11 protein-coding genes are annotated in these 12600 nt (G+C 70.9%); 8 read left to right on the top strand and 3 right to left on the bottom strand.

Annotation, left to right across the window (positions count from 1 at the left end):
• The first annotated feature begins 84 nt into the window (after positions 1-84).
• The 6 genes from EVS81_RS05610 to cls all read left to right on the top strand — a co-directional run bounded on the left by EVS81_RS05610 (position 85) and on the right by cls (position 7175).
• Positions 85-636, top strand: a complete 552-nt coding sequence (locus tag EVS81_RS05610; RefSeq protein WP_240739986.1) for a PH domain-containing protein — start codon at positions 85-87, stop codon at positions 634-636.
• Positions 633-2546, top strand: a complete 1914-nt coding sequence (locus EVS81_RS05605; protein WP_240739984.1) for a PH domain-containing protein — start codon at positions 633-635, stop codon at positions 2544-2546. The genes EVS81_RS05610 and EVS81_RS05605 overlap by 4 nt, the downstream gene beginning before the upstream one ends.
• The gene (locus EVS81_RS05600; RefSeq protein WP_130109517.1) at positions 2543-3268 is read left to right on the top strand and encodes a Rossmann-like and DUF2520 domain-containing protein; all 726 of its coding nucleotides are present in this window, start codon (positions 2543-2545) and stop codon (positions 3266-3268) included. The genes EVS81_RS05605 and EVS81_RS05600 overlap by 4 nt, the downstream gene beginning before the upstream one ends.
• A 386-nt stretch (positions 3269-3654) precedes the next feature.
• A complete protein-coding gene (gene lysS / locus EVS81_RS05595) occupies positions 3655-5193 on the top strand; it encodes a lysine--tRNA ligase (RefSeq protein ID WP_130109516.1) in 1539 nt (512 codons plus the stop codon).
• A gap of 238 nt (positions 5194-5431) precedes the next feature.
• Positions 5432-5611, top strand: a complete 180-nt coding sequence (locus EVS81_RS05590; RefSeq protein ID WP_130109515.1) for a hypothetical protein — start codon at positions 5432-5434, stop codon at positions 5609-5611.
• A 76-nt stretch (positions 5612-5687) separates the two neighbouring features.
• Positions 5688-7175 (top strand): cardiolipin synthase, encoded by a 1488-nt coding sequence (gene cls / locus EVS81_RS05585; RefSeq protein ID WP_130109514.1) that lies wholly within the window; start codon positions 5688-5690, stop codon positions 7173-7175.
• Positions 7176-7369: 194 nt separating this feature from the next.
• Here the strand turns inward: cls and EVS81_RS16040 are convergent, their stop codons facing one another.
• On the bottom strand, positions 7370-7822 hold the full coding sequence (locus tag EVS81_RS16040; RefSeq protein ID WP_240739982.1) for a hypothetical protein: 453 nt from the start codon (positions 7820-7822) through the stop codon (positions 7370-7372).
• On the opposite strand from EVS81_RS16040, the gene EVS81_RS05580 reads away from it, so the two are divergent.
• Positions 7776-9263 (top strand): biotin carboxylase, encoded by a 1488-nt coding sequence (locus EVS81_RS05580; RefSeq protein WP_240739980.1) that lies wholly within the window; start codon positions 7776-7778, stop codon positions 9261-9263. The genes EVS81_RS16040 and EVS81_RS05580 overlap by 47 nt on opposite strands.
• Before the next feature lie 22 nt (positions 9264-9285).
• The gene (locus EVS81_RS05575; protein ID WP_130109512.1) at positions 9286-10506 is read left to right on the top strand and encodes a serine hydrolase domain-containing protein; all 1221 of its coding nucleotides are present in this window, start codon (positions 9286-9288) and stop codon (positions 10504-10506) included.
• A gap of 175 nt (positions 10507-10681) precedes the next feature.
• Here the strand turns inward: EVS81_RS05575 and EVS81_RS05570 are convergent, their stop codons facing one another.
• A complete protein-coding gene (locus EVS81_RS05570) occupies positions 10682-11320 on the bottom strand; it encodes a histidine phosphatase family protein (protein ID WP_130109511.1) in 639 nt (212 codons plus the stop codon).
• Positions 11317-12591, bottom strand: coding sequence for an ABC transporter ATP-binding protein (locus EVS81_RS05565; RefSeq protein ID WP_130109510.1), 1275 nt, complete (start codon positions 12589-12591; stop codon positions 11317-11319). Before EVS81_RS05565 ends, EVS81_RS05570 begins: the two co-directional genes overlap by 4 nt.
• Positions 12592-12600 lie beyond the last annotated feature (9 nt).

The following is a 12600-nucleotide window of genomic DNA, read 5'->3' as shown; positions in this document are numbered from 1 at the left end:
GCCCGCACGGGACGCGACCGGGAAACGCGTCTCGACCGGTCCGGATCGGGCGCTTCGTCGGAGGGTGGGCCTAGGCTGGGAGACGTGAACGAGGAAGCGACCGAGCATCAGGATGCACCGCCCGCCGACACGAACGGCGCGGCGGCTGCCGCGTGGCCGACGAACGGCGCGGAGTGGCAGCGCGTGTCCCCGTCGTACGCGTGGGCGGATCTGGGCCTCAACATGCTGCTGGTGCTCGCTGTCGCGGCGGCCCTCGTGATCGTGGCCGTGGTCGGGGGCTCGGATGTGCCGCCGATTCCCTACATCGTGCTGCCCACCGTGATCGCGCTGCTCCTCGTGAATGCGCTTCTCGCCTTCCGCCGCGTGCGCGCCATCGGCTACATCCTGCGCGAGGACGATCTGCTGTTCCGGCGCGGGATCCTGTTCGAGCGGGTCATCGCGGTGCCCTACGGGCGTCTGCAGCTCGTCGACGTGACCCGGGGGCCGCTGCTGCGCGCCCTCGGCCTCGCCACCCTGAAGTTCGTGACCGCCTCGGCGGCCACCGGAGTGCATCTGCCGGGACTGCGCTTCGACGAGGCCGAGCAGCTGCGGGATCGCCTGGTCGAACTCGCGGAGACCCGGAGGTCGGGTCTGTGACCGACCGCAACGGCGTAGAGCACCCGGGGGCGTCTGACGCGCCGCATCCCGAGGCGAGCGACGCGGCGCTGCCGGGGACGAGCGATGCGGCGCTGCCGGGGACGAGCGACGCGGCGCTGCCGGGGACGAGCGATGCGGCGCTGCCGGGGACGGCCGACGCCGAGGGGTGGCGGCGGCTGCACCCGCTCTCGCCGCTGCTGCGCGGCGGACTCGTGCTGCTGGTGATCGCCGGCATCATCGTCGCGAACTTCCGCGATCGTTTCGTCGAGGTGCTCTTCATCAGCGGCCTCCTGCGCGATGACGATCGCGTCGACATCGACGTATCCGGCGAAGGCGACTTCATCGACCTCGTCGACTACCTGGTCGAGGAGGGGCTCGCGCTCCTGGCGCTCGGTATCGCCGCAGCCGCGATCCTGCTGATCGTCTTCTTCTCGTGGATCGCGTGGCGATTCTCGACCTACCGCATCACCTCGGATGCGGTCGAGGCGCGGCGGGGAGTGCTCTTCCGCTCACACCGGCGCGCGCCCCTGGAACGCATCCAGGGCGTCAATCTGCAGCGCTCGCTGCTGGCGCGGGCGCTGGGCCTCACGAAGATCGACGTGCTCACCGCCGGGCAGGGCGGCAAAGTCGAACTCTCCTTCCTCGGCCACCGCGACGCCAAGCTGGTGCGGGAGCAGATCATCCGCCGCGCCGCGGCGAAGCGCGGTGAACCTCCCATCGCGGCGCCGGCCGCGGTCGACTTCGCGGGTCGGGCCTACGGCGAGGCGAGCGGTCGGCTGGCGCAGCGGGCGCAGGACTTCGCCGATGCCGATATCGCGCCGGAGGCCGCCGAGACCCACGCGCTCGTGCGCGTACCCGTGGGGCGACTGACGGGCAGTATCGCGCTCAGCTGGGAATCGGTGGTCACCGTCCTGATCCTGGTCGGCATCATCGTGGGCGGCGCCGTGCTCGAGCCGGCGCTGATCCTCGGCGTGATCCCGATGCTGATCGTGATGGTCGGCATCACCTTCAGCCAGTTCAACAAGGGCTTCAACTTCGTCCTCTCCCGAGGGCGCGACTCGGTGCGCACGGGATCGGGCCTCACCGCGACCGCGACCGAGTCCGTCCCCTTCGGGCGCATCCACGCCGTGGAGGCGCGGCAGCCGCTGCTGTGGCGCCCGCTCGGCTGGTGGAAGATGCGGATCACGACGGCCGGGCACTCGGTGGCGCAGGGCGGGCAGAACAGCACGCAGAACGTGGTGCTGCCGGTGGGCGTCGAAGCCGATGTGCTGCGCGTGTTCGAGACCCTGCTCCCCGGGCTCGGCGACGACGAGCGGGACCTCGCCGAGCTGCGCGATGGTCTCTCTGGCCGGGCCCACGCGTACCTCGGGGCGGGACCGCGCGCCGGCTGGGTGCTCTGGTGGGGCCGGCGTCGCGCCGGCGCGACGATCGCCGACGCCGAGACGCAGAACGCCACGATGCGCGTGCGTCGCGGCGCCCTGACCCGGTCGCTCACGATCATGCCGATCGTGCGCGCGCAGTCGGTGCAGCTGCGACGGCCCCTGGTGCATCGCATGCTCGGTCTCGCCTCGGTGCAGGCGCACACGGTGCTCGGGCCCGTGCGCATCGAGATGCGCGGCATCGAACTGGGCGCTGCGCAGGGACTGTTCGATCGGCTCGCGGCGGTCGTGCTGCGCGTGCAGATGGCCGACGCGCCGGGTGCGGGAGAGCCGGGTGCGGGCGCAGGCGGGCCGGATGCCGGGGCGGGCGCGGGCGCGGGCGCGCCGGATGCCGCGGCGCCGGGTGAGGGATCGCGCGATGCCGGCGCAGCCGTTCCCGATGCGTTCCGAGCAGAGCCGTCGCGTGCAGAGCCGTCGCGTGCAGAGCCGACGAGTGCGCCGCGTCTGGATCGCGGGGAGGCGGCACCGTGAGCGTCGCCGATTCCCGCCTCGGCGTCGGCGTGATCGGCGCCGGGCGTGTGGGGCCGGTCCTGGCCCGTGCGCTCGCGGGTGCCGGGCACGCCATCACGGGCATCTCGGCGATCAGCACGGAGAGCCGCGATCGTGCCGAGAGCATGCTTCCCGGCGTGCCGGTGCTCGAACCCGCGGAGGTGGTGCGCCGCTCGGAGCTCGTGCTCTTCGCGATCCCGGGCGCCGAACTGCCCGGGCTCGTCAGCGGGCTCGCGGCGACGGGCGCCTGGCAGCCGGGACAGCTCGCGGTGCACACCGCGCCCGAGCACGGCACCGCCGTCTTCGCGCCCGCGCTTGCCGTGGGCGTGATCCCGCTCGCCCTCCACCCGGCCATCGTGTTCACCGGCACGAGCCTCGACCTGAACCGACTCGCCGGAGCGACGGTCGCGGTCACGGCGCCCGCGCCGGTGCTGCCGATCGGCCAGGCGCTCGCCGTCGAGATGGGCGCCGAGCCGGTGATCGTGGGCGAGGCCGACCGTCCCGCCTACGCGGAGGCGATCGCCGCCGCCTCTGAGTTCTCGCGCGCGGTCGTGCGGCAGGCCGCTGAGGCGTTGCGCGCCATCGGCGTCGAGCGACCCGACCGGGCCGTGGGCGGCGTGGTGCGCGCAGCGGTCGAGGAGGAGCTGATGGCCGCCGCGGGCGCCGATCCCGCCCCGGATCCGGACTCCGGTCACGGAGCGTAGTCCCGCCGCTCGCGCGGAGCCCGCCGCTCGCGCGGAGCCCGCCGCTCGCGCGGAGCCCGCCGCTCGCGCGGAACCCGCCGCCGCGCGGAACCCGCCGCCGCGCGCCACTCCGCGGGGCCCGTCCCCGCGCAGGAGTTCACCAGTGGCGCAGGAGATCACCGGTGGTGCAGGACGGTTGCAGGGAATTGCTCCTGCACGACGGGGATTCTCCTGCACGAACGGACGATCCCACCCCTCGGGTCTCCCGGCCCCCCGAACGGCGGAACCATCTAGGATGGATCGGTACGCCCGAATCGTCGGATCGCCCGCGCATCCCGCCCGAGCGGCCCGAGCGGGCGCAGAGATCCGAACCACCGAGTCCGACATCACCGGAGGAACCCGCGCAGATGAGCGAGCAGACCGCACCCGCAGAGAGCGTCGACAACGCCGAGGAGATCTTCGAGCAGATGCGCGTGCGCCTGGAGAAGCGCGACAAGTTGAACGCTCAGGCGGATCTCGCCGGCGGCGCCTACCCGGTGGCCGTGCCCGTCACCGCCACCATCCCCGAGGTGCGGGCCCGGTGGGGGCACCTCGAGGAGATCCCCGACAGTCCGTCGGGTGAGGTCGTCGGCGTCGCGGGCCGAGTCGTCTTCCAGCGCAACACCGGCAAGCTCTGCTTCGCTTCGCTGCAGGCCGGCGACGGCACGCGCATCCAAGCCATGGTGAGCCTCGCCGAGGTGGGCGAGGAGTCGCTGGCCGAGTACAAGGAGCTCGTCGACCTGGGCGACCACCTCTTCGTGCGCGGCGAGGTCGTGTCGAGCCGTCGCGGCGAGCTGTCCGTGATGGTGCGGGAGTGGCGCATCGCGGCGAAGGCGCTCGCACCGCTGCCCAACATGTACGCCGAGCTGAACGAGGAGACGCGCGTGCGCCAGCGCTACCTCGATCTGATCCAGCGCGAGCAGGCCCGCACCAACGTCGTCACCCGTGCCCGCACCATGGCCAGCCTGCGCCGCACCTTCGCCGAGCAGCACTTCATCGAGGTCGAGACTCCGATGCTGCAGACGATGCATGGCGGTGCGTCGGCTCGTCCGTTCGTGACGCACTCGAACGCCTTCGACACCGAGCTCTACTTGCGCATCGCCCCCGAGCTCTACCTCAAGCGCGCCGCGGTCGGCGGGCTCGAGCGCGTGTTCGAGATCAACCGCAACTTCCGCAACGAGGGCGCCGACTCGACGCACAGCCCCGAGTTCGCCATGCTCGAGGCCTACCAGGCGTACACCGACTACCACGGCATCGCCGATCTGACGCAGCAGCTCGTGCAGAACGCCGCGCTCGCCGCGAACGAGGGCACCGATCGCGCGGGCACCCACGTGGTCGAGTGGGCCGACGGCACGCTCTTCGATCTCGGCGGCGACTGGGACCGCATCTCGATGTACGGCACGCTGTCCGAAGCCGCGGGCCGCGAGATCACGCCCGAGACCTCCGTCGAGGAGCTGCAGGCCATCGCCGACGCCGAGGGCGTCGAGGTGCACCTGCCGAACCACGGCAAGCTGGTCGAAGAGCTCTGGGAGCACTTCGTCAAGGACGGCCTCACCGCGCCGACCTTCGTCATGGACTTCCCGGTCGAGACGAGCCCGCTGACCCGGCACCACCGCTCCATCCCGGGCGTGGTGGAGAAGTGGGATCTGTACGTGCGGGGCTTCGAACTGGCGACCGGTTATTCCGAGCTCGTGGATCCGGTCGTGCAGCGCGAGCGCTTCGTGCAGCAGGCGGCCGAGGCTGCCCGCGGGGACGTGGAGGCCATGCGCGTCGACGAGGAGTTCCTCCGTGCACTCGAGCACGGCATGCCGCCGTCGGGGGGCATGGGCATGGGGATGGATCGCCTGCTCATGGCGCTGACGGGTCTCGGCATCCGTGAGACGATCCTCTTCCCGCTGGTCAAGTGACCGACCGGGCGCGCAGCGCCCACTCCGTCATCCTGCGGCCGCGCAGCGGATCGCAGGATCCATACCGCGCGCCGGTGGATCCTGCGACTCCGGCTCGTTCCTCGCCTGCGCGCAGGATGACGGGTGTACTCCGGCTCGTTCCTCGCCTGCGCGCAGGATGACGGGTGTACTCCGGCTCGCGAGGGCGCGTGGCCGGTCCCAGGTTCCCCTGGGTGGAGGCGGGTAAGCTTGAAGCACTATGGACAACTGGTGGCTGAACGCGGTGTGGTCGCTGACCCCGACGGTGCTGATCGGGCTCTTCTTCTGGCTCGTACTGCGATTGATCCTCCGTGCAGACCGCACCGAGCGGCGCATCTACCAGCAGATCGAGAACGAGGAGCGGGCGAAGGCCGGTCTCCCGGCGCGCGACGACGTCTGACCGCCCGCCTCTGCCGATAGAGTGAGTGCAGCCGAGCGGCTGCACCGCTCGATTGTGACGCGCAGAGGGGGAGATCGTGGATCTCAGCTGGCTCCAGGTCAACTGGCCCTATGTGTGGACCCTGTCGTTCCTCATCATCGACAACGTCATCCGCATCGTCGCCCTCTTCGTGGTGCCTCGCAACCGTCGCCCCACTGCGGGCATGGCGTGGCTCATGGCCATCTTCCTGCTGCCGGTGCCCGGCCTGCTGCTGTTCCTCATCATCGGGAGCAAGCGCTTGCCGCGCAAGCGCGAGCAGAAGCAGGAGGCGATCAACCACTTCGTCGCCCAGGTCGCCGAGCGCGAGCGGAGCACGCTCGTCACCCCCGTGGAGCGGCTCAGCACAGGCCTCGACAACGCGGTGAAGCTCGGGCGGTCCCTCGGTGCTCAGCCGATGCTGCGCGGCAACTCGGCGTCTATCTCCATCGACTACGCCGGCTCGTTCGCGCAGATGGCCGACGCGATCCGCGCGGCGCGCGAGTACGTGCACATCGAGTTCTACATCCTCGTGCACGACGACTCGACCGACGACGTGTTCGCGGCGATGCGCGAGGCGGCGGCCCGCGGGGTGCAGGTGCGCGTGCTGCTCGACCACGTGTCGGCGGTGCGCAATCCGGGAGCGAAGCGCACCGCCCGCAGCCTCACCGAGATGGGCGCCGACTGGGCGTACATGCTTCCGGTGCGGCCCTGGCGCGGGGAGTATCAGCGACCGGATCTGCGCAATCATCGCAAGCTCATCGTGGTGGACGGACTCGTGGGTTTCATGGGGTCGCAGAACCTCGTCGATTCGAGCTACAACAAGCCCTCGAATCGCCGTCGCGGTCTGCACTGGAAGGACCTCATGGTGCGGGTCGAGGGCCCGATCGTGCTGGGGCTCGAAGCGGTGTTCCAGGGGGACTGGTATCTCGAGACCGGAGAGTACCTGTCGCATCTCTCGGAGGCGGAGGCGGAGGTCGAGGCCGAGCGGCCGGGGGAGCTCGACTGCCAGATCGTGCCCAGCGGGCCGGGATACGCGGGCGAGAACAACCTTCAGGTATTCGTCGCGCTGCTCTACACCGCGCAGCGCCGGATCAGCATCACGAGTCCGTACTTCGTGCCCGACGGATCGATCATGAACGCTCTGCGCGCGGCCACGGCGCGGGGCGTGGAGGTCGAGCTCTTCGTGTCGGAGACCGGCGATCAGGCCGTGGTCTACCACGCGCAGCGCTCGTACTACGAAGAGCTGCTGCGCGCCGGCGTGCGGATCTGGATGTTCCGTCCACCCTACATCCTGCACTCGAAGCACTTCACCGTCGACGACGAGGTGGCCGTCGTCGGGTCGTCGAACATGGATCAGCGGTCGTTCGGGCTCAACATGGAGATTTCGATGGTCGTGCACGGGCGCGAGTTCATCGAGGATCTCGACGAGGTGAGCGACTACTACCGCGAGAACTCGCGCGAGCTGACGCTGGAGGAGTGGCTGAAGCAGCCCCTCAGGTCGCAGCTGCTCGACGGTCTCGCGCGTCTCACCTCGGCGCTGCAGTAGCGCAGCGAGGTTCGATCCGGCGCTCTCGCGAGGTCGCGCCGGATGCGGGCCCGCTCGCGCGATCCCGCGTCGGCGCCGGGCCGACGAGCCTGATCGGCCACCGAGCGACGGCGCTCGGACGCGGATTTTGGTTTCCTTCACGAGTGTGCAACCATGCCACTACCGTATTCGACGGAAGGAAACGCAATGGCGCGTCAGACTGCTTCCCATGCCCACGAAGAGGGTGCCGCGGCGACCGCGGGCACGCAGACCGAGACGGGTACGGCCGCCGCCGGTGCAGCGGCCGATGCGACGTCGAAGCCCTCGACGGCCCGTTCGAAATCCGTGCCGGCCCGGTCGAGATCGGCGGTGAAGTCGGCAGTCAAGTCGGCGTCGAAGTCGGCGGCGGCCAAGTCCGGCTCGGCGAAGTCGGCGGCGGCCAAGTCCGGTTCCGCCAGAGCGGCGAAGGCGAAGCCCGCGTCCGCGAAGCCCGCGTCCGCGAAGCCCGCGTCCGCGAAGCCCGCGTCCGCGGATCCCGCACCCGCCGTCTCGAACGCCGCACCCGCCGCCTCGGCGCAGAAGAAGCCGCCGGCGCGGAGCAAGCGTCCCCGCAAGGCTCCGGTGACGGGCCCCGTCACGATCGGCCGCAGCGGCTTCACCAAGCTCAAGAACATCTCCGAGATCCGGCACTATCTGCGCACGAGCGACACCCCGGTGTTCTTCGTCGGCGCGACCGCGTTCAACCTGCTCGGCCTTGACCGGTGGGTGCGCGGGTTCTCCTACATCTCGTACTACGACAGCTGGGACGGCATGCATCCGCGGGTGTTCACGCCCGCCGAGCGGCCCTACGTCGAGTTCGACAGCGGCGAGGAGATCAACAACTGGCTGCTGCGCAATCACGAGGTGCGGGCTCACATCGAGCGCCGCACGCCTCCGGGCGTGCGGCCGCAGGTCGTGATGGTCTTCTTCGACGAGGAGACGGAGCGCATCTGCGAGGAGCTCGACTACGAGTTGATCCTGCCGAGCCACGAGCTGCGCGAGCGGCTGGACTCGAAGATCGTGACGACGCAGATCGCCGACTCGGTGGGCGTGCCGAGCGTGCCGAACGCGCTCACCACCGTCGCCGATTGGGATGAGCTGGTGCGGGTCGCCGACGCGGCCGGGTTGGGGCAGGACCTGGTGATCCAGACCGCCTACGGCGACTCGGGGAAGACCACCTACTTCGTGACCAGCGAGGCGGAGTTCGCCGCGGTGGCCGACGAGGTGACGGGCGTCGAGATCAAGGTGATGAAGCGGATCAACAATCGCCCGATCGCCATCGAGGCGGTGCAGACCCGCCACGGCACCGTGGTGGGACCCTGCATGACGGAGATCACGGGACACGCCGACCTCACGCCCTACCGCGGCGGGTGGGCCGGCAACGAGATGTTCCCCACGGTGCTCGACGACGAGAGCCGCCATGCCGCCGTGCAGCTCGTGCGCAAGCTCGGCGACCGTCTGGGCAAGGAGGGCTACCGGGGGTTCTTCGAGGTCGATGTGCTGCTCGACACCGACACGGGAGACGTCTACCTGGGCGAGCTCAACCCGCGGGTCAGCGGGGCGTCCGCGATCACCAACGTCACGGCCGGGGCCTACGCCGATGTGCCGCTCTTCGCGTTTCACCTACTCGAGTACTCGGGGATCGACTTCGAGATCGACGTCGACGAGATCAACCGCCGCTGGGAGGAGCTCGCCTCGGAGGACGAGTGGAGCCACATGGTGATCAAGCACACGACCGACTCGGTGGAGCGCATCGATTCGGCGCCGCGCACGGGGCGCTACGTGCTCGACCACTACGGCAATCTCGTGTACAGCCACGGCGACCTCGACTGGCACCTGCTGACCTCGGAGTCGGAGGCCTTCTACCTGCGCATCTACAAGGAGGGCGACTACCGCTGGAAGGGCGCCGATCTGGGCATCCTCGTCACGAAGGCGCATCTCGAGGCGAGCCACGGCGGCCTGACGCTGCACGCCAAGTACCTCATCGACGCGATTCGCGGCATGTACGAGGTGACCACCCTCGAGGGGGACGAGCCGGCGCCGAAGCCCGCCCCCGCGAAGGGGAAGTAGCGGTGCGTGGGATACTGGACGGATGAGCGCTGAGACCGGATATGGGCTGAACGGCTCGACGGCGGGATCCATCGACGTCGTGCCGCCGCTCGACCAGTGGCAGTTCGCGCCGTACCTGCAATGGTCGATGCAGAACATCGAGTCGTTCCTCCCGGTGCATCAGATCTGCCGGGGGGAGCGCACCACCGAGTTCGCGCAGCGCCCGTCGGATCTCGGCGTGCTCGACGTGCCGCACCCGTGGGAGGATCGCTCGGCGTCGTTCACCGAGGTGATGCAGGCGACGTTCACCGACGGCTGGATGGTGTCGCACCGCGGCGCCGTCGTCGGCGAGCAGTACCCGGGGACGCTGCTCCCCGGGGGCATGCACCTGCTCATGTCGGTGTCGAAGTCGCTCACCGCCACGACGGCCGGTCTGCTCGCCGCGAGCGGAGAACTGGATCTCGACGCCCCGGTGACCGCGTACGTGCCCGAGCTGATCGGTTCGGGGTACGATGACGCGCTGGTGCGTCACTTGGTCGACATGCGCACCGGGGTGCGGTTCTCGGAGGAGTACCTCAATGAGGATGCGGAGGTGCGGCTGCTCGAGGAGGCGATCGGCTGGGCCCCCAAGAAGCACCCCGAGGTGCCCGACTCTCTGCTCGGCTTCCTCGCCACGCTCGGCCGCAAGGGCGCTCACGGCGGCCCCTTCGAGTACAAGTCGTGCGAGACGGATGCGCTCGGCTTCGTGATCCAGGGCGCTGCCGGGCGTCACGCCGCCGACGTGATGTCCGAGCGGCTCTGGCAACCGATGGGGGCGGAGTTCGACGCGCACGTGGGAGTCGACAGCGTCGGTGCAGGCATGTTCGACGGCGGGGTGTCGGCCGCGATGCGGGATCTCGCCCGCTTCGGGCACCTGTTCACCGACGGCGGGCGAGCGCTCGACGGGGCCCAGGTGCTGCCGGAGTGGTGGGTCGCCGACACCTTCGCCGGTGGTCCGGATTCGCGCGACGCCTTCGCGAACGCGCTCGAGCCGACGCTCATGCCGGGCGGCATGTACCGCAACGGCTTCTGGTTCCCGGGCGAGAGCGGCGACGTGATGCTCGCACTCGGGATCCACGGCCAGATGATCTACGTGAACCGTGTCACGGGGGTCGTCGGGGTCAAGGTGTCGAGCTGGCCCACGCCGCAGGACGCCGAGAAGCTCTTCTGGACCGTTCGGGCGTTCGAGGTCGCCTCGTGGGCATTGAACCGCGGGGAGATCTGAGCGCTACCCGACGTCATCCTGCGCGCAGCGAGCGGAGTAGGGTCGGTTGTTCCCGTCATCCTGCGCGCAGCGAGCGGAGCGAGCGCAGTCGCAGGATCCACGACCGCATGGATCCTGCGACTGCGCGCAGAGCGAGGAACATCTCCTGGCGCGATGTCGGGATGCCGACCGCGGTTCAGATCGCGTGCTGCATCTCGGGGGCGCCGAGCCGCCGTACGAGTGCGCGGGTGAGCGGCGCGGCGGTGTCGCCCGGAAGGCGAGCCGCCGAGGTGGGCGGCCCGTCGGGATGCGGTGACAGCACCCAGGCCTCCCCGTTCAGGATCCGCGGCGCCGCCTGGCCGCTGAGCCTCGACAGCGTCGCCCGGATGAGCGCGCCGTGGGCGACGACCACGGCCCCGGGGGCCTCCTGCAGGTGGCGAGAGACGGCATGAGCGCCGCGCTCGGCGAGTTCGACGAGGGTTTCGGCGCCGGGGACGTCGAGTCCGGGCCAGCGCGCCGCGGCATCCGCGACGAGCAGACCCTCCGCCGGGCCGAAATCTCGCTCGAGCACCCCGTCGTCGAGGCTCGGCGCGGGCAGGCCGAGGCCCTCCGCGATGATGCGCGCCGTCTCGGCGGCACGACCGAGCGGCGAGGCGATCACGCGCGTCCAGCTTCCGGACTCGCGGAGGATGCCCGCGGCGGCGCGCGCCTGAGCACGGCCCGTATCGTTCAGCGGGATCTCGGTGCGGCCCTGGATCCGGCGCCCGATGTTCCAGTCGGTCTCGCCGTGCCGCACGACGACGATCGACCCGTGCGGAATCGGGGAATCGCTCATGATCCCACCGTAGCCGCTGCGGCCTCGGAGCCGGCAGGGAGGTCCTCGGGAGCCCCGGCCTGAGCCCCGCCGGACTGCGCGTCGCGCGGCGGTGCAAGACGCCCGGATCCCGTACTCCCGCTCTGCAGCGCTCCGGACGGGAACGCGTCCGCGCGCTCGACGACCACGCGCACCCGCGTGCCCTCCCCGCAGCGCACCCCGCTCGCGCGGCTGCGGATCGTCACGCCCGCCCAGTCGACGACGAGTTCATCGCCGCTCCGCCCGAAGAGGGAGGAAGAGACGACGGCGTCGCCCTCGGGATCGGGGACCACTGAGACGTGCTCGGGCTGGATCGAGAGCTCCGCGGCACCCATGTCATCCGTGTCCCGCGCGTGCCCGGGGGCGCTCGCCGGATCCGCTGCGCTCCCCGGATCCGCTGCGCTCGCCGGATCCGCTGCGCTCGCCGGATCCGCTGCGCCGCCCCGCACGCGGAGCCGCGCCGCGGGCACCTCGAGCGGATGTCCATCCGCGCGAAAGGCCCCGTGCAGACGGCCCGGAACGATGGTCGCGTCGGACACGAACGCGGCCACGAACGGCGACGCGGGGCGTTCGATCAGCTCCGTCGGGGTGCCGACCTGCTGCACGCGGCCGCCGTCGAGCACGACGACGCGGTCGGCGAGGGCGAGCGCCTCGCCGCGGTCGTGGGTGACGTGGATCACGGTGAGCCCGAGGCTCCGGGTGAGCGCGCGCAGCTCCAGGCGCAGGCGATCCCTGAGGGGTTCGTCCAGCGCCGAGAGCGCCTCGTCGAGCAGCAGCACGCGCGGCCGCCCGACGATGGCCCGCGCGATCGCGACGCGCTGGCGCTGCCCGCCCGAGAGCGTGGCGGGATCGCGGCGCTCGGCGCCGGAGAGTCCCACGAGCTCGAGCACCTCGGCGACCCGGCGACGGCGCTCGGCGCGGGCGACGCCGGCTCGCCTGAGGGGGTACTCGATGTTGCGCCCCACGTTCCAGTGCGGCCACACCGCGTGCTGCTGAAACACCATTCCCAGCCCGCGCCGCTCCGGCTCCACGCTGCGCGCGGCGGTGGCGACGACCGCCTCACCGATGCGCACGCTCCCCGCCGTGGGCGTGAGGAACCCCGCGACGGTGCGCAGCAGGGTGGTCTTGCCCGACCCGGAGGGGCCGACGAGCGCGACGAATTCGCCGTCGCCGACGCGCAGGTCGACGTCGGCGAGGCCGAGGCGGCCGCCCGGGTAGGCGAGGCTGACGGATTCGAGAGAGACGGATGACACGGGAGACTC

It is taken from the genome of Leucobacter triazinivorans, from assembly GCF_004208635.1.
GTDB classification, from domain to species: Bacteria; Actinomycetota; Actinomycetes; order Actinomycetales; family Microbacteriaceae; genus Leucobacter; species Leucobacter triazinivorans.
The sequence above is the reverse complement of the archived record's forward strand: the minus strand, read 5'-3'. Positions and strand labels throughout refer to the sequence as shown.